Origin of the sequence: Nonomuraea mangrovi (genome assembly GCF_042681425.1) — a bacterium.
In the GTDB taxonomy this organism is placed as follows: Bacteria; Actinomycetota; Actinomycetes; order Streptosporangiales; family Streptosporangiaceae; genus Nonomuraea; species Nonomuraea mangrovi.
The window spans coordinates 73,842-93,281 of record NZ_JBHUFV010000080.1 but is presented as its reverse complement, the minus strand read 5'-3'; the positions used below and the strand labels follow the sequence as shown (position 1 = coordinate 93,281).

Sequence of the window (19,440 nt, the reverse complement as noted above, 5' to 3'; positions counted from 1 at the left end):
GATCAGACCTGACCGCGGTCGAAGTAGGCGATCAGCTCGGGGTCGAGCGGCGGCACGTCGTACGGCATGCCGCCGTCACGCAGCGACATCGTGGCCATGTAGCCCGCGGCCACGCTCATGCGGGCCGCCACCGGCGAGGTGTCGGTGACGCCGCCCTCCCGCACGAACCTGTTGAACTCGCCGATGATCCCGGTGTCCGCGCCGCCGTGCGAGCCCTTGGCGTCAGGCACCTGGTAGGCGATGTCGCAGTCGTCGCGGTAGGACGAGGGCCCGGTGTTCCACACCTTCACGGTGTCGCCGGGGCCGTCGCCGAAGTTCTCCAGCCTGCCCTCGGTCCCGATGACCGTGTAGTTGCGCACGTAGTCGGGGCTGAAGTGGCACTGCTGGTAGGCGGCGATGATCCCGTTGTCGAGCCGCATGTTCATGACCGACACGTCCTCCACGTCGACGACGTGGTGAAGGTTCTTCCGCTCGGTGGGCGGCCACTCGAACTCCTTCAGCCAGTTGTCGGGCCGAGGGGTGCCGGGCTCGCGCCGCGGCAGGTCGCCGTAGAGCATCAGGTCGCCGAGCGCGTTGACCCTGGTGGTGTAGCCGCCGGCGAGCCAGTGGATGACGTCCAGGTCGTGCGCGGCCTTCTGCAGCAGCAGGCCCGTCGTGCGGGTGCGGTCGGCGTGCCAGTCCTTGAAGTAGTAGTCGCCGCCGTAGGACACGAAGTGACGCACCCAGATGGTCTTCGGCTCGCCGATGACGCCCTTCTGGATGATGTCGCGCATCAGGCGGACCACGCCCATGTGGCGCATGTTGTGCCCCACGTAGAGCCTGGTCCCCGTCCGCTTCGCGGTGCGCAGGATGTTGTCGCAGCCCTCGACCGTGATGTGCAGCGGCTTTTCCAGGTAGACGGCCTTGCCCGCCTCCAGGGCCGCCACCGCGATGCGCTCGTGGGTGTCGTCGGGCGTCATCACGATGACGGCGTCGAGGTCCTTCCTGTCCAGCAGCTCGCGGTAGTCCTCGGTGAGGATCTCCGCCTCGAAGCGCCCCGCCTGGCGCTTGAGCACTGCCGGGTCGGAGTCGCACAGCGCGGCCACGACCGACCCCTTGCCGGGCCGGTGCGCCGACAGGGCCAGGCTGGTTCGCAGCCCGAGGCCGATGACTCCGATGCGCAGGTCTTCCACTTCTGTCCTTTCCTTGACGTACGGCGGGACTCAGCCCTTGGCGATGGAGGCCTCGTACTCGGCCTTCATCGCGGCGCCGCCCTTGTCCATCCACTTCTTGACGAAGTCCTGCCAGCCCGACAGCGGCTTGCGGCCCGTGACGAAGTCCACGATCGCGTCCGACGCCATCGTGCTCAGCTCGCCGTTCTTCTGCGTGTAGGTGTCGGAGAAGTGACCGGTGGTGACCCGCGGCTGGAGCAGCGGCGCGACCTTGGTCTCGAAGTCGTGGATGAGCTTGGTGCGCTCGGGCTGCCCCGGCAGGAACAGCGCGGAGGGCGAGCCGATCACGAACTGCAGCGGCTGCACGGTCGTGGGCACCTCGGCCGTGCCCTTGTCGGTGAAGGCGAGGTCGCCGTCCTTCTTGGTGAAGTGCGTGCCCTCGACGCCGAAGTTGACCAGCTGGTACTCCTCGGTGCCGAACGGCGCGGCCAGGTAGTTGAGCACGCCCAGCAGCGTCTCGATGCGCGCCTTGTCGACCTTGTTGCTGATCGCGGTGAACCCGACCGAGCCGAGGCCCGCGTTGTAGACGGGTTTGGACGACGGGGTCGCGGCGAAGGGCACGATGGCGCCGAGGTTGTACTTCTGGGTCTTGGCGTCGTTGAGGAAGCCGGGGAAGGACTCGACGTAGGCGCCGATCTGGCCGTTGGCCACCTTGTCCTTGATGGTGGCCAGGGCGGGGTCGGGCCAGAACAGGTTGGCCTTGAAGCACTTGACCGCGAACTCCAGCGCGGCGAGGTACTCCTGCGTCTCGTACTGGTGGGTCAGCTTGCCGCCTTCGAGCTTCCACGTGTTCGGCGCGCCGTACCAGTGGCTGAACATGTGGACGTGGTTCACGTAGGAGGGCTCGAGCGGGTACTTGTTCTTCTTGACGTCGAGCAGCTGCTTGGTCTTGTCGAAGAAGTCGTCGGCGCTGGTGAAGGTGGCGCCGCCGACCGGCTGCCAGTAGTCGGTGTTGACGAGGAAGACCTGGCCGAACTTGCTGTAGGACACCGCGACGCCGTACAGCTTGCCGTCGGTGACGGCCGACTTCCACGCCACATCACCGAGGTTGGCCAGGTTCGGGTACTTCTTGATCGCGTCGCCGCTCAGGTAGGACGTCAGGTCGTGGAACTTGGCCGCCAGCAGTTCGGGCACCCGCTGCAGGCCCTGGTTCGGCGGGAACCAGACGAGGTCGGGCAGGTCGTCGCTGGCGATGATCGCGTTGAACTTGTCGGGGTAGCCGTCGCCGACCACGATGTTCATGGCCCACTCGGAGCCCAGCGCCTTGTTGAGCTCCTGCAGGTAGGCGCTCTGGCCGGGGGCGGGCGGGGCCACGTCCCAGGTCTGGGTGAGCGAGGTGATCTTCTTGCCGTCGCCGGGAGGGGCGGCGACGGACTTGACCAGCTCGGTGGGGTACTTCAGGTAGGCGGGGTCCTGGCCCGCGTCGATGGGCAGGTCGGGCGTGGGGATCTTCGCGGCGGTGAAGGTGGGGAGCGCGAGCTTCTTCGACAGCTCGGCCCCGCCCTTCTTGACGCCGGCCGCGCCGCCACCCTCGCCCCCGCAGGCGGCGAGCCCTGCGACGGTGACGCCGGCGAGTGCGAGTCCGAGGAAGCCGCGGCGGGACATGGTTGAGGACATGGTTTCTCCTGGAAAGGGTGCGGTTCAGCCCTTGATGGCGCCCGTGAGGACGCCCTTGGTGAAGTACTTCTGGAGGAAGGGGTAGACGGCCAGGATCGGCACCAGCGCGATGACCAGCACGGCCATCTGCACGGAGGAGGCGGGCAGGTCCCGCACGATCGCGACGTCGGAGCCCGTGGCGGAGGTGCCGCGGAAGATGAACTGCCGCAGCACGACCTGGATCGGGTGCATGGACTGGTCGTTGATGTAGAGGATCGCGTTGAAGAAGGTGTTCCAGTAGGAGACCGCGTAGAACAGGCCCACCACGGCGATCACGGCCTTGGACAGCGGGATCGCGATCCGCCACAGCATGCGCCACTCGGTGCAGCCGTCCATGCGCGCCGCCTCGAACAGCTCCTCGGGCAGGTTCTGGAAGAAGGCCCTGACCACGACCACGTTGAACGCGTTGACCAGCACGGGCACGATCAGCGACTGGTAGGTGTCGATCATGCCGAGCTCCTTGACCATCAGGTAGCTCGGGATCATGCCGGGGGTGAACAGGAACGTGGCCAGCACCATCAGCAGGATCGGCTTGCCGCCGAGCATGCCTCTGCGGGAGAGCGCGTATCCGAGGAAGACCGTGCACAGCAGGCTGAGCGCGGTGCCGGCGAGCGTGATGCCGATGCTGATCAGCACGGATCTGGTGACCGCGCCGCCTGACAGGATCAGGCTGTAGGCCTCGAAGGTCGGCTTGGAGGGGAACAGCACGTAGCTGCCGCCGTTGGCGATGCTCTCCGCGCGCCCCATCAGGCTGGTGCCGAGCGCGAGCCCGAACGGGTACAGCACGGCCAGCACGATGGCGGTGAGGACGACGAACTTCAGCGCGCGCCCCGCGATCGTCGGGCGTTCCATCCATGGCGGCCTCATCGGTAGATCCCCTGCTCTCCGAAGCGGTGTGCGAGTTTGTTGGCCGCGTAGATCAACGCCGCGCCGATGAGGCCCTTCATCAGGCCGGCCGCGGTGCTCATGCCCCAGTCGCCGTCGCGGATGCCGTGGTAATAGACGTAGGTGTCGATGACCTCGGACGCGCCCGCGCCGACCGCGTCCCGCTGCAGGACCATCTGCTCGAATCCGACGGAGAGGATGTCGCCGAGGCGCAGGATCAGCATCATGAGGATGACCGAGCGGATGCCGGGCAGCGTCACGTGCCACAGGCGGCGCTTCCAGTCGGCGCCGTCGATGGCGGCGGCCTCGTACTGGTTCATGTCGATCGCGGTGATCGCCGCCAGGAAGATGATCGTGCCCCAGCCGCAGTCCTTCCAGATCACCTGCGCCGTGACGAGCAGCTTGAAGGTGTCGGGGTTGGACATCAGGTTGCCGATGGTGACGCCGTGGGAGTTCAGGAAGCCGCTCACGGTGCCCGCGCCGCCGATGACCTGCTGGAACATCGCGACCACGACGACCCACGACAGGAAGTGGGGCAGGTAGACGACCGACTGGATGAAACGCTTGATCCGGTGGCCGACCAGCGAGTTCAGCAGCAGGGCGAGCGCGATCGGCGCGGGGAAGTAGAGCAGGAGCTGCAGCGCGGTGATCTGGAGCGTGTTGCTGACCGCGGACCAGAACTCCGGCTCCGCCAGGAGCATCGTGAAGTTCTCCCAGCCCACCCATGGGCTGCCCGAGATGCCGAGGAACGGCGCGTAGTCCTTGAACGCGATCACGTTGCCCAGCAGCGGGACGTAGAAGAAGACGACGAAGTACAGGGCTCCGGGCACGCACAGCGCCAGCAGCGTCCAGTCGCGTCTCAACCGATCGCGGATGGTCCGCCGCTGAGGGCGGACGTCCGTATGGACTTCCACTACGGGGGTTGCCGTGGACGCGACCACGTCTCACCTCCAAGTCAGAACGGGTGGGGTCTCAACGAGTGACTGGAGGCTAACCCGCGTTTATGCAAACAACTAGGGTTAATCGAGCACAAAGCAGCAGAAGATGCGCAGCATCTATCGCTTCGTGACAGTTTCGTGACTGATTTATACAGAGCGTCTATGAAAACAGCACTGTGTCGGCGTGGTTGAGCGCCATCCGCACCGCGCCGAGCGTGATCGACTCGCTGCTCAGCTCCGATGCCACGACCCTGGGCGGGTACAGGCAGACCTCGTCCAGGTAGCTCTGGATCGGCTCGACCAGCAGGTCACCGGCGGTCGACAGGCTGCCGCCGATCACCACCATCTCCGGGTCGAGCGGGTTGACGATGCTGACCAGACCGCCCGCCAGGTGGCGGGCGAACCTCGACACCGCCTCCGCGGCCTGCGCGTCGCCCGCCCGCGCCCTGGCGATGGCGAACTCCGCGCTCTCCCGCGTGGACCTCAGCTCACCCGGCTCCACGGCCATGGCGTAGTCGAGCACGTGCCTGAACGCCGACCAGTGGTCACCCGCCTGCACGCCGATCTCGCCCGAGGCCGCGTGCGCCCCCCTGTACGGCACGCCGCCGATGAGGAAGCCCAGCCCGAGCCTGTCGCCGGTGAACAGGTAGACCACGTCGCTCATGCCCTGGGCGGCGCCACGCCAGTGCTCGGCCAGCACCGCCAGCCGCATGTCGTTCTCGACGAGGATCGGCGAGGGGACGCGCTTCTCCAGCTCGGCCCGCAGCTCCACCCCCGTCCACCCGGGCAGTACGACGCTCTTGACGACCCTGCCCTCGCCGTCGACCACGCCGGTGGTTCCGACGCCCACCGCCACCAGCTCGGACACCTCGCACCCCGCCTCCGCGGCGGCCCTGGTGACCAGGTCGCGCACCATGGCCAGCCGTTCGGCCGCCGAGGCGTCACGCGGCAGCGGTTCCCTGCAGGAGGCCAGGATGGTGCCGCCGAGATCGGCGGCCATCGTGCGGACGCTGGACGAGCCGATGCCCACGCCGACCACGTGGCCCGCGGAGGCGCGGAACCTGTAGCGGCGGGCGGGACGGCCGCGCTGCCTGTCGCCCTGCTCCTCCTCGCACTCCTCGGCCCAGCCCTCGCCCAACAGGTCCTCGACGATGACCTCCGCCGTCGGCCTCGACACCCTCGCCGCCCTGGCCAGTTCGGTCAGCGTGGCGTCTCCCGCCCCGCGCATGGCGCGCAGGATCGCGGCGGAGTTGAGCTTCCGCAGGAGGGACGCGTCACCGCTGACCTGTCTCATGACGGTCATTCTACTTTGACAAGGTTCTTTCGATAAATCATGTAGCGATGCTGACAGAGCCGTTAAGAAAACCTCGATGGACACGGGGGGTGATCACCGGCACAGTGCGTAAGGTTGTCAGGAGGGGGAAACGACCGTCATGAAAGCACTGGTCAAGCAGAAGGCCGAGCCTGGCCTGTGGCTGATGGACGTGCCAGAGCCCGTCGTCGGGCCCGGCGAGGTCAAGATCAAGGTGCTGCGCACCGGGATCTGCGGCACGGACCTCCACATCCGCAAATATGACGACTGGGCGAAGAGCACGCTGAAGCTGCCCCTGGTCGTCGGGCACGAGTTCTCCGGCGAGGTCGTCGAGGTCGCGCCGGGCATCGAGGACATCAAGGTCGGCGACCTGGTCAGCGGCGAGGGCCACATCGTGTGCGGCAAGTGCCGCAACTGCATGGCAGGCCGCCGCCACCTGTGCATCAACACCATCGGGCTCGGCGTCAACCGTGACGGCGCGTTCGCCGAGTACGTGACGCTGCCGGCGTCCAACGTCTGGGTCCACCGCGTCCCCGTCGACCCCGACGTCGCGGCGATCTTCGACCCGTTCGGCAACGCCGTCCACACCGCGCTCTCCTTCCCCCTGGTCGGCGAGGACGTGCTGGTGACAGGCGCCGGCCCGATCGGGCTGATGGCCGCCGCCGTCGCCACCCACGTGGGCGCCCGCAACGTCGTGATCACCGACGTCAGCCCCGAACGGCTTGAACTGGCCGGGAAGCTGGGCGTCAGCCTCGCGCTGAACATCACCCAGGACTCCATCGCCGACGGCGTGAAGCGGCTCGGCATGCGCGAGGGCTTCGACGTGGGCCTGGAGATGTCCGGCCACCCGCAGGCGATGCGCGACATGATCGCGAACATGACCCACGGCGGCAGGATCGCCATGCTCGGCCTGCCCGCCGAGGAGTTCGCGATCGACTGGGCCACGGTCGTCACCTCGATGATCACCATCAAGGGCATCTACGGCCGCGAGATGTACGAGACCTGGTACAACATGTCGGTCCTGCTGGAGAAGGGGCTCGACCTCTCCCCCGTGATCACCGACAGGTTCTCCTACCGCGACTTCGACGCCGCCTTCGACACCGCGGCCAGCGGCAGGACCGGCAAGGTCATCCTCCACTGGAGCGACGCCTCACCCCGCGCGTGACCCCCGAAGGCGTCCCCCTCACCAGATCACGATGGATTGGAGCGTGTGATGTTCGGAAAGACGCGGGATGACCTGCGGGCCACACTGGACGAGATCGCCTCAGCGGGGCTGCTCAAGCCCGAACGCGTCATCACCACCCCGCAGAACGCCACGGTCGGCGTCGCGGGCCGCGAGGTGCTGAACTTCTGCGCCAACAACTACCTCGGCCTCGCCGACAACGCCGAAGTGATCGAGACCGCCAAGGAGGCGCTCGACACGTGGGGCTTCGGCATGGCCTCCGTACGCTTCATCTGCGGCACGCAGGAGGTCCACAAGGAGCTCGAATCACGCCTTTCCGACTTCCTCGGCATGGAGGACACCGTCCTCTACAGCTCCTGCTTCGACGCCAACGGCGGCGTGTTCGAGACGCTGCTCGACGCGCAGGACGCCGTGATCTCCGACGCGCTCAACCACGCCAGCATCATCGACGGCATCAGGCTGTCCAAGGCCCGCCGCTACCGGTACGCCAACCGTGACATGGCCGAGCTCGAGGCCAGGCTCAAGGAGGCGTCCGACGCGCGGCGCAAGCTGATCGTGACCGACGGCGTCTTCTCCATGGACGGCTACCTCGCGCCGCTGCGGGAGATCTGCGACCTGGCCGACCAGTACGGCGCGATGGTCATGGTGGACGACTCCCACGCGGTCGGCTTCGTCGGCCCGACCGGGCGCGGCACCCCCGAGCTGCACGGGGTCACCGACAGGGTCGACATCATCACCGGCACTCTCGGCAAGGCACTGGGCGGGGCGAGCGGCGGCTACGTGTCGGCCCGCAAGGAGATCTGCGAGCTGCTGCGGCAGCGCTCGCGCCCCTACCTGTTCTCCAACTCGCTCGCGCCGGTCATCGCGTCGGCGTCGCTGCGCATCCTCGACCTGCTGGAGAGCTCCAGCGAGGCGCGCGAGCGGCTGCGCGACAACACGCTGCGTTTCCGGACGCAGATGACCGAGGCAGGGTTCGACGTGCTGCCGGGCGACCACCCGATCGCACCCGTGATGATCGGAGACGCCGCCGAGGCCGCCGCGATGGCCGAGCGCCTGCTCGACCAGGGCATCTACGTGATCGGCTTCTCCTACCCCGTGGTCCCGCACGGCCAGGCCCGTATCCGGGTGCAGCTGTCGGCCGCTCACTCGCCCGAAGACGTCGACCGCGCGGTCGCCGCGTTCGTCGCCGCCCGCGACAGCTGATCCTCCGGTACGGCAAGCGGGTCAGCGGCCACCGCGGTCACCGCTGACCGCCCGTCCATCACGCCACTCCAGCGGGACTCCGGCGAGGCCACCGTCACGCCACTCCAGCGGAACTCCGGCGAGGCCACCGTCACGCCACTCCAGCGGAACTCCGGCGAGGCCACTGTCACGCCTGCCTCGCCGGGGTGGCCCCGCCGGGTGGCCTGGTCGCCTGCCGTACGGCGTCACAATGGGTTCGTGATTGACACTCGCCGGTTGCGGACGTTGCGAGCGGTGGCGGACCACGGCACGGTGACCGCGGCGGCCGCCGCGCTGCACGTCACGCCCTCGGCCGTCTCCCAGCAGCTCGGCGCGCTCGAACACGAGGTGGGCCACCGTCTGTTCGCCCGCGACGGCCGCGGCATCAGGCTCACCGCCGTGGGCCGCATCATGCTCGCTCACGCCGACGAGGTCCTCGCCCAGCTCGAACGCGCGCAGGCCGAGGTCGCCGCGTACACGACGGGTTCGGCGGGCGAGGTGACGGTCGCCTCGTTCGCCACCGCGATCAGCGTCGTGCTGGCCCCCGCCATCAGCGCCCTGCGCGTGACCGCGCCCGCGTTGAAGATCCGTGTCCTGGACGCCGAGGGCGACCGCGGCCTCACCCTGCTGCTCGACGACGAGGCGGACCTGACGATCGCGGTGGAGTATCGCGGCGCGCCCGACGACCAGCGGCTGACCCGTCTGCCCCTCTACGCCGAGCCTTTCGACCTGCTGCTCCCCGTGGACCACGCCCCCGCCTCCTCGTTGTCGGAGGTGGCCGGCGAGCCGTGGATCGGCCCCTATCCCGGCAATCCGGTCCACGACGTGATCACGTTCGCCTGCGAGCGGGAGGGTTTCACGCCGGGGTTCGCGCACTCCTCTGACGACTTCCGCGCCGTCGTCGCGCTGGTGGGGGCGGGTGCGGGTGTCGCGCTCGTGCCCCGCATGGCGTTGCGCGATCTCGACCTGTCCAGCGTGATCGTCTGCCGGATCCCCGGCCCCGAGCGCCGCGTCTTCGCGGCCGTCCGCCGCGGCGCCGATCTCCACCCGCTCCTGCGCCCGCTCCTCGCCACTCTCACCGCCGGCCGCCCGCTGGACTGACACCCGCCCACCTGCCCAGCCCGCGGTCCGACGCCCGCACTCCTGCCCAGCCCGCCGGACCCACGCCCGCCCACCTGACCCAGACCGCCGGACCGGCGCCCGCACTCCTGCCCAGCCCGCCGGACCCACGCCCGCCCACCTGACCCAGACCGCCGGACCGGCGCCCGCACTCCTGCTCAGCCGACCGGCCGGGGGTCGTGCACGGTCGGGACGCCGCCTTCGCGGTGCGCGCGGCGGACGTCCTCGACGAACTCGCGGGAGAACATCGTCGTCAGCGTGGCGACGCCGCCTCGGGTGACCCTGATCTCGCCGTGCCTGATCTCGCCGACCAGTTTGACGGTGAAACCGCCGGTGGTGGCGGGTCGCTCCCGGTCCTTGACGCCGCCGCGACCGGTGACGCGCAGGCCCCACTGGTCGACCACCGCGTTGTCCGGCAGCAGCAGCCTGAGCGTGGACCGCTCGGCATCGACGCGAACCTCGACGTCGCCCTCGGGCAGGGCCCTGAGGTCGAGGACGGCGTAGCCGCGCCTGGCGCGGACCTCGAACCTGTTGGCCTCGGTCCAGCGGCCGAGCTTCTTGGTGGCGGTGTCGAAGGCCTCGACGCGCACGACGGTGGTGTTCTCCATGACCGACCTCGTTCCGTTTCTCTTGATTCCCAAGACGTTTTTATCTTGGCTCTCAAGCTACTTGAATGTCAAGAGAAATCTCAACGATCTTTCGCGGATGGCCGAGTAGCATGGCGCTCCGGAGGTTTGAGACGAAGGAGACGCGGTGGCTGAGTTAGAGCGGGTTCCTCCCGGCGTCGACCCCACGGTGCCGAGTTCAGCGCGCGTCTACGACTACCTGCTCGGCGGTAAGGACCACCTCGCGATCGACCGCGCCGTGGCCGAGGCGCTCCTCGCGGTAGCGCCGGACACGCGGCTGGTGGCTCGCGCCAACAGGATCTTCCTGGCCAGGGCGGTACGCCACCTGGCCGAGCAGGGGGTGCGCCAGTTCATCGACCTGGGCACCGGCATCCCGACCTCGCCCAGCGTCCACGAGGTGGCCCGCGAGGTGAACCCCGCGTGCCGGGTGATCTACGTGGACTACGATCCGGTGGTGCGGCTGCACACCCAGGTACTGCTGGCCGACGTGCCGGGCGTCGCCGGCATCCAGGCCGACCTGCGCCGCCCCAAGGACATCCTCGGCGATCCGCATGTCACCGGCCTCATCGACTTCGACCAGCCCGTCGGGGTGCTGATGGTCGGCGTGCTGCACTTCGTCATGGACGAGGAGAACCCCGCGGGGATCGTGGCCGCCTTCAGGGAGCGCATGGCGCCGGGCAGCCACCTGGTGATATCCCACACGATGGCCGAGAGCGCGCCCGAGGCGCTCGCCCAACTGAAGATGGCCACGGCGAACTCGCCCGCGCAGGGCAGGTTCCGCGATCACTCCCAGGTCGCGCGGCTGTTCGACGGCTTCGAGCTCATCGGCCCCGGCCTGGTTCCCGTGCAGGACTGGCGGATCGGTGACGAGGACGAGGACCAGATCAGCCTCCTCGACGGCCCGCCGCGGCTGCGCGTCGACGGCGGCGTCGCCCGCCTGATCCGGACCTGACGCCTCAGCCCTCCTTCTCCGGATCCCAGCCCTCGGCCCCCAGCTTGAACACACGGCGAGCCGCGCCCCCGAGGAAGTCCTCTCGCGCATCGGGGGTCAGACCCAGCTCGTCGACCTGGGCGAGAGCGCGGTCGTGAGAGAGCTGCGGCCAGTTCGTCCCGAACATCACCTTGCCCCTGCCGTAGGTGTTCATGAAGTGCACCAGCTGCGGCGGGTAGTAGCGGGGCAGGTAGGCCGAGGTGTCGATGAAGACGTTGTCGTGCTTCCACGCGACGCCGATCATCTCGTCGGTCCACGGGTGCCCGATGTGCCCGCCGACGATCACCAGCTCGGGCAGGTCCAGCGCGATCCTGTCCAGGTAGGGCACCGGCCGGCCCGTCTCGGACGGCTTCAGCGGGCCCGTGTGCCCGACCTGGGTGCAGAAGGGGACGCCGAGCTCGACGCAGGTCGTGTACAGCGGGTAGTAGAGCCGGTGGTCGGGCGGCAGCTCCCACAGCCACGGCACCATCCGCAGCCCGACGAAACCCAGCTCCTCCACCGCGCGGCGCAGCTCCGCGACGGCCGCGACGGGATGGGCCAGGTTCACCGCCGCGAGCCCCGCGAACCGGTCGGGGTAGGCCGCGGTGAAGGTGGCGACGTCGTCATTGCTGATCACCCACCCGCCGGGCCGGTGCCACGCCGACAGCAGGAGCATGTCGACGCCGGCCGCGTCCATCAGCGTGACGAGCTCGCCGGGGGTGACGGGCGTGTCGATCAGGTCGGCGCTCCCCGACTTCTCGAACAGCCGCCGGATCTCCGGCATGGGCAGCCTGCCGGGCCGTCCGCCCATGGTGGGCTGAGCCCAGACATCGATAATCACCTTCCCAGCCTCTCCCGCACCGCCCTGACGATCAATGCTGCGCAGGCGAAAGATCGTGCAGGACCGCTCAACGATGCTCCCAACATCGCGGCAGGATGGGGGAGAAGCTCGAACCGCGACATCAGGAGGCGATCATCGATCTCGTCTTACTACTCCTGGCCTGCTGCGTCATGGCGGTCTCCCTGGCCGGCGCCCTGAGGGTGCGCCCGGCCCGCTACCCCGCCCACGCGGACGTCGACAGGGACCGGCTCGCCTATCTGGCGGGCGGCCGCACCCGCGTCATCAACGCCGCGCTGGCCGAACTGTCCGCGAGGGGCACGGTCACGATCTCCGCCACCCGCCGCATCCAGGTCTCTTCCTCTGATCCGGACGCGCGCGGACCGATCGAGACCGTCCTGGTCGAGGCCTCCCGCGGCTCCGGTGACGGGCTGGAGGTCCATCTGGCGCACCAGGTCCTCACGGACGACGACGTCGAGCGGATCATCGGCAAGGGCTGGGTGACCGAGCGGGCGACGGAGCGGGCCCGCCGCCTGCTGGGCGTCACGGCCGGCGCCGCCGCGCTCGGCCTGGTCGGCACGCTCGTCCTGCTGGGTCTGCGCGTGGTCCCCGCCGCGACACTGACGTTCGCCGCGGCCGGGGTGTTCGGCCTGGCCGCCGCCGGCAGTATGGCCGGTCACTGGACCGCGGGACGGGTCTCCCGGCTGCTGCGGGAGGCGCGGCTCGCCCATCCCCAGGGCGAGCGTCCCGCCCGGCCTTCGCCCGAGGCCGTCGGGCGCGGCGTGGCACTGCACGGCCTGCAGGAACTGCCCGACCGCCGGGTCAGGGCCGCGCTCGGCCACCAGCCCCGCCCGCACCCCCAGCCCATCCGGCGCACCCGCCGCAAGACCGGCCGCAAGCGGTACGGGGGCGGCTACCACCACACCTACGACACCGGTGGCGGCACGGGTGACGGAGGCGGGGGCTGGGGCTGGGGCGACGGCGGAGGCGGAGGGGGCGGTGGTGACGGAGGCGGAGGCGGAGGCGGGGGCTGACGGGTCCTCATGGGCGCGCTCGCTACTGGCCAGGGCGGCGGGGTAGTCGTTGATCGGGACTCCGACCGCGGAAGGTGCCACCCGGCTGCTAGCCTGCTGCGGCACGCGCGAGACGAGGGAGGTCGATGAATATGGCTGCGCACGAGCCTCTTCGTCATGCCCTCGTCCGGGCCGCCGCACGATGAACGCGCGGCCCGGACCCCACCCAAGACCAGGAGTCTTCGCGTGTCCACCTTTCATCTGTCCGGCCTCGACCTGATCACCGACCGTCTCCTCCTGCGGCCCTGGCCGCCCGCCGAGATCAGCGCCGTTCTCGACGGCCTCCGGTCCGCGCACTGGGCCGAGGACTTCCCCGCCGAGGGCGACAGGGTCATCGCCGGGTTCGTCGCCGAGCATCCCGAAGCCACCGGCGAGTACGGCCAGCGCCAGATCGTCGAGCGGGAGAGCGGCCTCGTGGTCGGCGCCATCGGCCTGTTCTGGCCGCCCGGCGACGGCTCCATCGAGATCGGCTACGGCGTCGTGCCCTCCAGGCGGGGGCGCGGCTACGCGACCGAGGCCACCCGCGCCATGGTGGAGTTCGCCCTCACCGCGCCGGGCGTGCGCACCGTGCGCGCCAGGGTGGAGCTGTCGAACCCCGGATCGGCGCGCGTGCTGGAGAAGGCGGGGTTGCGGGCGCTGAGCCGTGACGCCACGCTCGCCCACTACGCCACCGCGTCGGCCGGCTAGCACCGAGAGGACCGGCGGCCCCCGCCGCCGGTCCTCCTCATCGATCGTCGCCCCGAGTCCTTGTGCCCCGCGCATGCCGAGGCGCCCCGCGCATGCCGAGGCGCCCCGCGCATGCCGAGGTGCCCCGCGCATGCCGAGGTGCCCCGCGCATGCCGAGGTGCCCCGCGCATGCCGAGGTGCCCCGCGCATGCCGAGGTGCCCCGCGCATGCCGAGGCGCGCCACGCATGCCGAGCCGGCCGCCCTGCACGCCTCTGAAGGTCGAGGTCTCTCCTTCGACGGGCCGTGCGCCGCGACCCAGCCCTTGACGGATGCGCGCCGCCGGATGAATATCGAAGGACCGATATATATCGGAACCCCGATATTTCAGGATGGGCGGCGATGGCGACGCAGGACCAGCGCAGGGCCGAGACCAGGTCCAGGCTGATCGACGCCGCCGCCGAACTGTTCGCGAAGAAGGGGTTCCACGCCGTGTCCGCCGAGGCCGTGGCCGATGCGGCCGGCCGTACGACGGGCGCGCTCTACAACCACTTCGGCGGCAAGGAAGGCCTGCTGCTGGCCCTCCTGGAGGTGTGGAAGGACCAGACCGCGGCCGACCTGCTCGCCGGATTCGAGGAGATCACCGAGTTCGACGACCGGCTGTCCGCGCTGTTCGACGTGCTGACCCGACAGGACGAGGATCGCGGTGCGTCATGGCTCCTGCTGGAGATGGAGCTGTGGCTGCACGGCGCGCGCGATCCCGCCATCGGCGAACCGCTGGCCAGGCGGTACGCCGATATCAGGGCCAGGCTCGCGGAGGGGCTGTCCGACTGGGCGGCCTTCGCGGGGGTGCCGCTCCGCCGTACGCCCGAGAGGACGGCGGTGGCCGTGCTCGGGGTGCTGATCGGCTGCGCGGTCCAGCACCGGCTCGACCCGCCCGCCGTGGAACGGCGGGCCGTCGTCGAGAGCCTGCGCGACCTCCTGGGCCTGCCCGACCCCTGACACCGATCTCCCCATCGCGCCGACAAGGGAGCCCCCATGCGCATCGACCTGCTCAAGGACACCTGGGAGAAGGAAGTACCGCACGACCAGTTCGCCTACCTGCGCGCGAACGCCCCCGTCCACTGGCACGACGTCCCCGGCGACACCGGCTTCTGGGCCGTCACCAGGCATCAGGACGTGCGGGCCGTCAGCCGCGACGCGCAGACCTGGTCCACCGAACTGGGCACGACGTTCATCCGCACGCAGACGCCCGAGTTCATCGCCATCGCGGCACTGACGCTGCTGAACATGGACCCGCCCAAGCAGTCGCGCTACCGGCGCCTGGTCAGCGCGGGTTTCACCCCCAAGATGATCGCTCAGCTCGCGGGCACCGTACGCAGGCGCGCCGAGCGCATCGCCGACAGGGTCGTCGAGCGGGACGGCGAGGTGGAGTTCGTGGAGGAGGTGGCGCAGCACCTGCCTCTGGAGATGATCTGCGAGCTCATCGGCGTCCCCGAGAGCGACCACCACCTGATCTTCGACTGGTCCAACCGGATGGTCGGCTTCCAGGACCCCGACTTCCGCACCACCCCCGAGGACGGCGAGATCGCCTCCGCGGAGATCTTCGCCTACTGCGACGCGCTGGTGGACGAGCGCCGCGCCCGCCCGCGCGACGACATCCTCACCGCGCTCGTGCAGGCGGAGGTGGACGGCGACCGGCTGACAAGGGAGGAGATCGACTCCTTCTTCGTGATCCTCTGCGTCGCCGGCAACGAGACCACCCGCAACCTCATCGCGCACGCCATGAGCGCGCTCATCGCCCACCCAGGCGCCTACCGCGAGCTGCGGGCGAACCTCGACGACGAGGCGCTGTGGCGGAGCGCTACCGAGGAATTCCTGCGCTGGGGCTCCTCGATCCACAACTTCCGCCGGACGGCCACGCGCGACACCTCGCTGCGCGGCGTGCCCATCGCCGCGGGCGAGAAGGTGGTGACGTTCTACGCCTCGGCCAACCGCGACGAGGAGGTGTTCGCCGACCCGCACACCTTCGACATCCGCAGAACCCCCAACGATCACCTGACGTTCGGGGGCGGAGGACCCCACTTCTGCCTGGGCGCGAACCTGGCCAGGCTCCAGATCATGTGCATGATCCGCGAGCTCCTGCGCCGCTTCCCCTCGGCCGAGCACACCGCCCCCGTCCAGCGGATGCGCTCGGACTTCATCAACGGCGTCAAACGCATGCCGGTTCGCTTCGCGACCTCGTGAACCGCGGGCGGTCGCCGGAGCCCTGGGACCGTGGCCTCAGGACCCGGCGGCCCCGAGGGCCTCGGTGAAGCGGGTGTACCGGTCGAGCTCCTCCTTCACCGGCTCCAGCACCAGTTCGTCTCCCACGCGCGCCACACCGGACCGCAGCACCCTGGCCACGCGCCTGGCCCTGCGCCGGCCGCCCAGCACCGCGGCCAGCCTGGACAACAGCGCGATCAGCAGACCCGCCAGCGCCCCGCCGATCAGCAGGACCGTCGGCCACGGCAGCTCGCCGACCGTCGGCAGCCTGGGCTCGGGCAACCTCAGGTAGGTCAGCGCGAACAGCGCGCCGAGCCAGACCGCGCCGAGCACCGCCGCCCCGAACACCATCCACTGCAGCCCTCCGACGGCCCCCCACCAGCGCGGCCTGCGGGCCACGCCGATCGTGGCCGTGGCCACCACCTTGTCGAGCGCCGCCGCCAGGTCGCCTTCGCGGGACCTGGCGGCGTGCCGTACGGCGGCGGCCCACGGCGCGGGCAGGTCTCGCGCGGACGCCTCGCCCACGTCTCTGATCGCAGTCTCCATGCGCGCCCTCTGCACGGCCGACGCCTCGGGCAGCGAGGACCTGCCGATCAGCTCGCCCCTCGCGCCGCTGCCGAGACCGAGCCTGCGCAGCGGGTCGGGCCTGAACCTGCGCATCCACCTGGTCATCGGCCAGCCGGTCGCGGCCACCGCCCGGTGCGTGTGGGCCCTGGCGACCGCCTCCACCACCAGCGGGACGCCCGCCGCCTCGGCCAGCGCCGCCGTGAGCCGCCCCTCATCGGGTACGGCGGAGCCGGCCGCGCCCGCCTGCCCGCAGGCGGCCAGCCGCGCGGCGGCGGTGGACACATCGGCCGACAGGCGCGCCGCCCACGACGCGCGTTCGGCGACACGCTCGTCCAGCAGCGCACGCAGCTCGCCCATGCCCGCACCGGTCCTGGCCGAGACGCCCAGCACGGGCACGCCGTGCAGGCCGTCCTCGTCGAGCAGGCGGCGCAGGTCGGCCAGGCAGCGTTCGGCCGCGCCCGGCGGCAGCGTGTCGATCTGGTTGAGCACGACCACCATCACCTCGCCGTGCGCGGCCAGCGGGCGCAGATAGCGCTCGTGGAGGGCGGCGTCGGCGTACTTCTGCGGGTCCACCACCCACACCAGCAGGTCGACCAGCTCGACGAGCCTGTCCACCTCCAGCCGGTGGCTCAGCTCGATGGAGTCGTGGTCGGGCAGGTCGAGCAGGACGAGTCCCTGCGGATCGCCGGTCACCGCGTGGCGGCGCGGCACCTCCAGCCAGTCGAGCAGCGGGCCCGCGCCCGCGCCGTCCCACAGCGCGGCCTGGGCGGTCGAGGTGGTCGGCCTGGTGACGCCCACCCTGGCAAGCTCGCCCCCGGCCATCACGTTGAACAGCGACGACTTGCCGCTGCCCGTCGCGCCCGCGAGGGCGACCACCGTGTGGTCGACCGAGAGGCTGCGCCGTACGCCGGCCCGCCCGGCCACCTCCAGGGCCGCCGCGACCGGCTCGGCGGGGAGCCTGCCCTCCGCCAGCTCGGCCGCCTCCAGCAAGCTGGTCAACCGGTCGTCCAGCGAGGGGCCCTCCTTGCGCCGCAAGAGCTTCACTCCTCCCCCTCCCCCCTGCCCGGCGGTTTCCGCTCGGCGTTCTCACCCGGATCCAGCGGTTTCCGCGCGCCCTCCCCCATGTCCAGTGGTTCGCGCCCGGCACTCTCGCCCGAGGGGAGCTCCGTCTTGTGCTCGCGGACCGCCTCCGCCGCCTCCAGCAGGTCGGCCGCCAGGCCCTCCGGCACCGCGACCTCCTCCAGCAGCGACGTGAACCTCGCCGCCTCCGCGTCCAGCAGCGTCTTCACCCTCGCCCGCAGATCCTCCCTGGCCTTGGCCGTCAGCGTGCGCACCGCCTGGTCGCCGAAGATGGCCTCCAGAACCTTCTGGGACAGCACCGACGTGCCGCCCGCGATGCCGATCTCCACGCCCGTCAGCCCTCCCGTGGAGGCGAAGACGGCGAGCATGAGCAGCAGCCCCGCCCCGTTGACGCCGAAGGAGGCCACCCGCGCGGTGGTGCGCCTGGCCGCGCCCTCCTCCCTGACCAGGTCGAGGACGTAGCTCTGCCATCCGCGCACCACGTCGTCGTAGTCGAGGCCCGACGAGGCACGCCCCAGCCTGGCGGCCGTGACCGCCCCCGCCTTGTTCAGCAGGTCCATGCCGCCTGGCGCCGCCGTCCACCCGTCGAGCGCGCGCTCGGCCGCGCCGTCCGCCGCGCCCCTGATCAGCGAGGCGACCCCGCTCTCCAGCGCCACCCGCAGCCTGACCTGCGGCGCCTGCCCACCGGTGAACAGCGCCGCCAGCCGGTCGCGCAGCCATCCGACGCGGGATTCGAGCGAGCGCATGAGGTCGCCGGTGCCGATGAAGTCCTGCCATCGCGCCATCACCTCGCCGCGCAGCAGCGAGCCGTCCCTCATGCCCTCGTCGAAGTCGGCCATCCCGCCCGAGTAGGCGGCACAGACGATCTCGGCCAGCCGTTCGGTGCCCTTGCGCTGCACGGCGACGGCCGAGGCCAGCGCGGGCACCCGGTCCGCGAGGCTGTCCAGCGCGCCCGCGAGCGTCTGCCGCACCACTCGCGCCCGCGCGGCCGAGGAGGCGGCGAGCCCGCCGAGCCACTCGCTGATCGGCCGCACGGCGGCGGGGTGCAGGCGCCCCTTCTCGGTCAGCAGCACCGCCTCCTGGACGGTGAACAGCGGCGTGCCCGCGAGGCCGTTGGCCTCCAGCAGGCGGGTCAGGTCGGCGGAGACGGGCTCGACCGCGTCGGGCGGGACCCTGTCGAGGATGATCGCGAGGGCGGTGCTCCGTTCGCGCGCCGAGCGAAGGAAGCTCCACGGGACCTCGTCGGCGTACCGGGCCGCGGTCGTCACGAACAGCCACAGATCGGCCGCCGCGAGCAGCTGCGCCGCCAGCTCCCTGTTCGCGGTCACCACCGAGTCGATGTCGGGCGCGTCCAGCAGCGCGAGGCCCTGCGGGAGCGAGGGCACGGTCACGACGCGCAGCGTGCCTGGATCGCCCGAGGATCCGGTCACGCGCGGCAGCCCTGGCAGGACCTCCATGGACATGAACCACGGGGTGTCGGCGGTGCCCGCCACCAGCGTCGGCGTCAGCGTGGTGGGCCGCAGCACGCCAGGCTCGGAGACGTCGGCCCCCACCAGCGAGTTGACCAGCGTCGACTTGCCGGCGCCCGTGGATCCGCCCACCACCGCCAGCAGCGGCGCGTCGATCGCCAGCAGCCTGGGCAGCAGGTAGTCGTCCAGTTGTCCCTTCAGCTCGCGCAGCGCCCGCCTGTCGGCCTCCACCTCGCCGATGGCCAGAGGGAACAGGTCGGTGGAGAGCAGGCGCCGCAGCGAACGCAAGGCCTCGAGGAGGTCCATGGAACCACGCTAGTCATTGGAATCGTCCATGTAGGACCGCCACGACGGATATTTGTG

Annotated in this window: 17 protein-coding genes; 8 read left to right on the top strand and 9 right to left on the bottom strand. The window is 70.4% G+C overall.

Features of this window, described 5'->3' with window-relative positions; genetic code table 11:
- Positions 1-2: 2 nt before the first annotated feature.
- The 5 genes from ACFSKW_RS47870 to ACFSKW_RS47850 all read right to left on the bottom strand — a co-directional run bounded on the left by ACFSKW_RS47870 (position 3) and on the right by ACFSKW_RS47850 (position 5,984).
- Positions 3-1,172 carry a Gfo/Idh/MocA family protein gene (locus ACFSKW_RS47870; RefSeq protein WP_379581288.1) on the bottom strand — a complete coding sequence of 390 codons (1,170 nt, stop codon included), beginning with the start codon at positions 1,170-1,172 and terminating at the stop codon, positions 3-5.
- Between the two features lie 30 nt (positions 1,173-1,202).
- On the bottom strand, positions 1,203-2,828 hold the full coding sequence (locus ACFSKW_RS47865) for a type 2 periplasmic-binding domain-containing protein (RefSeq protein WP_379581287.1): 1,626 nt from the start codon (positions 2,826-2,828) through the stop codon (positions 1,203-1,205).
- Positions 2,829-2,852: 24 nt separating this feature from the next.
- Positions 2,853-3,734, bottom strand: a complete 882-nt coding sequence (locus tag ACFSKW_RS47860) for a carbohydrate ABC transporter permease (protein ID WP_379581286.1) — start codon at positions 3,732-3,734, stop codon at positions 2,853-2,855.
- Positions 3,731-4,615, bottom strand: coding sequence for an ABC transporter permease (locus ACFSKW_RS47855; RefSeq protein ID WP_379581285.1), 885 nt, complete (start codon positions 4,613-4,615; stop codon positions 3,731-3,733). The genes ACFSKW_RS47860 and ACFSKW_RS47855 overlap by 4 nt, the downstream gene beginning before the upstream one ends.
- Positions 4,616-4,850: 235 nt before the next feature.
- Positions 4,851-5,984: an ROK family transcriptional regulator gene (locus ACFSKW_RS47850; protein WP_379581284.1), complete on the bottom strand. Its 1,134-nt coding sequence runs from the start codon at positions 5,982-5,984 to the stop codon at positions 4,851-4,853.
- A 139-nt stretch (positions 5,985-6,123) separates the two neighbouring features.
- Between ACFSKW_RS47850 and tdh the strand changes: the two genes are divergently transcribed.
- From tdh to ACFSKW_RS47835, 3 genes are all read left to right on the top strand, one after another.
- Positions 6,124-7,167, top strand: a complete 1,044-nt coding sequence (gene tdh, locus ACFSKW_RS47845) for an L-threonine 3-dehydrogenase (protein WP_379581283.1) — start codon at positions 6,124-6,126, stop codon at positions 7,165-7,167.
- 48 nt (positions 7,168-7,215) lie between these two features.
- Positions 7,216-8,388 carry a glycine C-acetyltransferase gene (locus ACFSKW_RS47840; protein WP_379581282.1) on the top strand — a complete coding sequence of 391 codons (1,173 nt, stop codon included), beginning with the start codon at positions 7,216-7,218 and terminating at the stop codon, positions 8,386-8,388.
- Between the two features lie 237 nt (positions 8,389-8,625).
- A complete protein-coding gene (locus ACFSKW_RS47835; protein WP_379581281.1) occupies positions 8,626-9,507 on the top strand; it encodes a LysR family transcriptional regulator in 882 nt (293 codons plus the stop codon).
- Positions 9,508-9,683: 176 nt separating this feature from the next.
- Here the strand turns inward: ACFSKW_RS47835 and ACFSKW_RS47830 are convergent, their stop codons facing one another.
- The gene (locus tag ACFSKW_RS47830; protein ID WP_379581280.1) at positions 9,684-10,133 is read right to left on the bottom strand and encodes a hypothetical protein; all 450 of its coding nucleotides are present in this window, start codon (positions 10,131-10,133) and stop codon (positions 9,684-9,686) included.
- Positions 10,134-10,278: 145 nt separating this feature from the next.
- Here ACFSKW_RS47830 and ACFSKW_RS47825 point away from each other — a divergent pair, with 145 nt between their 5' ends.
- Positions 10,279-11,103: an SAM-dependent methyltransferase gene (locus ACFSKW_RS47825; protein ID WP_379581279.1), complete on the top strand. Its 825-nt coding sequence runs from the start codon at positions 10,279-10,281 to the stop codon at positions 11,101-11,103.
- Between the two features lie 4 nt (positions 11,104-11,107).
- Here ACFSKW_RS47825 and ACFSKW_RS47820 read toward each other — a convergent pair whose 3' ends face one another.
- Entirely contained in the window at positions 11,108-11,962 is an 855-nt protein-coding gene (locus ACFSKW_RS47820) for an amidohydrolase family protein (RefSeq protein WP_379581278.1), read from the bottom strand.
- A 95-nt stretch (positions 11,963-12,057) separates the two neighbouring features.
- Between ACFSKW_RS47820 and ACFSKW_RS47815 the strand changes: the two genes are divergently transcribed.
- The 4 genes from ACFSKW_RS47815 to ACFSKW_RS47800 all read left to right on the top strand — a co-directional run bounded on the left by ACFSKW_RS47815 (position 12,058) and on the right by ACFSKW_RS47800 (position 15,943).
- Complete coding sequence (locus ACFSKW_RS47815) at positions 12,058-12,993, top strand: TIGR04222 domain-containing membrane protein (RefSeq protein ID WP_379581277.1); 936 nt, start codon at positions 12,058-12,060, stop codon at positions 12,991-12,993.
- A 225-nt stretch (positions 12,994-13,218) separates the two neighbouring features.
- Positions 13,219-13,719 carry a GNAT family N-acetyltransferase gene (locus tag ACFSKW_RS47810; protein WP_379581276.1) on the top strand — a complete coding sequence of 167 codons (501 nt, stop codon included), beginning with the start codon at positions 13,219-13,221 and terminating at the stop codon, positions 13,717-13,719.
- Between the two features lie 379 nt (positions 13,720-14,098).
- Positions 14,099-14,698 (top strand): TetR/AcrR family transcriptional regulator, encoded by a 600-nt coding sequence (locus ACFSKW_RS47805; protein WP_379581275.1) that lies wholly within the window; start codon positions 14,099-14,101, stop codon positions 14,696-14,698.
- A gap of 36 nt (positions 14,699-14,734) precedes the next feature.
- A complete protein-coding gene (locus tag ACFSKW_RS47800; protein ID WP_379581274.1) occupies positions 14,735-15,943 on the top strand; it encodes a cytochrome P450 in 1,209 nt (402 codons plus the stop codon).
- 36 nt (positions 15,944-15,979) lie between these two features.
- On the opposite strand, the gene ACFSKW_RS47795 is transcribed toward ACFSKW_RS47800, so the two are convergent.
- Together ACFSKW_RS47795 and ACFSKW_RS47790 are read right to left on the bottom strand one after the other, a co-directional pair.
- Positions 15,980-17,572 carry a GTPase gene (locus ACFSKW_RS47795; protein ID WP_379581273.1) on the bottom strand — a complete coding sequence of 531 codons (1,593 nt, stop codon included), beginning with the start codon at positions 17,570-17,572 and terminating at the stop codon, positions 15,980-15,982.
- A complete protein-coding gene (locus ACFSKW_RS47790; protein WP_379581272.1) occupies positions 17,569-19,383 on the bottom strand; it encodes a GTPase family protein in 1,815 nt (604 codons plus the stop codon). The genes ACFSKW_RS47795 and ACFSKW_RS47790 overlap by 4 nt, the downstream gene beginning before the upstream one ends.
- Positions 19,384-19,440 lie beyond the last annotated feature (57 nt).

Excerpts from the sequence above, each read along its gene's own strand:
- ACFSKW_RS47865 (WP_379581287.1), bottom strand. The coding sequence starts at position 2,828 with ATGTCCTCAACCATGTCCCGCCGCGGCTTCCTCGGACTCGCACTCGCC.
- ACFSKW_RS47860 (WP_379581286.1), bottom strand. The coding sequence starts at position 3,734 with ATGAGGCCGCCATGGATGGAACGCCCGACGATCGCGGGGCGCGCGCTG.
- ACFSKW_RS47850 (WP_379581284.1), bottom strand. The coding sequence starts at position 5,984 with ATGAGACAGGTCAGCGGTGACGCGTCCCTCCTGCGGAAGCTCAACTCC.
- tdh (WP_379581283.1), top strand. The coding sequence starts at position 6,124 with ATGAAAGCACTGGTCAAGCAGAAGGCCGAGCCTGGCCTGTGGCTGATG.
- ACFSKW_RS47840 (WP_379581282.1), top strand. The coding sequence starts at position 7,216 with ATGTTCGGAAAGACGCGGGATGACCTGCGGGCCACACTGGACGAGATC.
- ACFSKW_RS47830 (WP_379581280.1), bottom strand. The coding sequence starts at position 10,133 with ATGGAGAACACCACCGTCGTGCGCGTCGAGGCCTTCGACACCGCCACC.
- ACFSKW_RS47815 (WP_379581277.1), top strand. The coding sequence starts at position 12,058 with ATGGGGGAGAAGCTCGAACCGCGACATCAGGAGGCGATCATCGATCTC.
- ACFSKW_RS47805 (WP_379581275.1), top strand. The coding sequence starts at position 14,099 with ATGGCGACGCAGGACCAGCGCAGGGCCGAGACCAGGTCCAGGCTGATC.
- ACFSKW_RS47800 (WP_379581274.1), top strand. The coding sequence starts at position 14,735 with ATGCGCATCGACCTGCTCAAGGACACCTGGGAGAAGGAAGTACCGCAC.
- ACFSKW_RS47790 (WP_379581272.1), bottom strand. The coding sequence starts at position 19,383 with ATGGACCTCCTCGAGGCCTTGCGTTCGCTGCGGCGCCTGCTCTCCACC.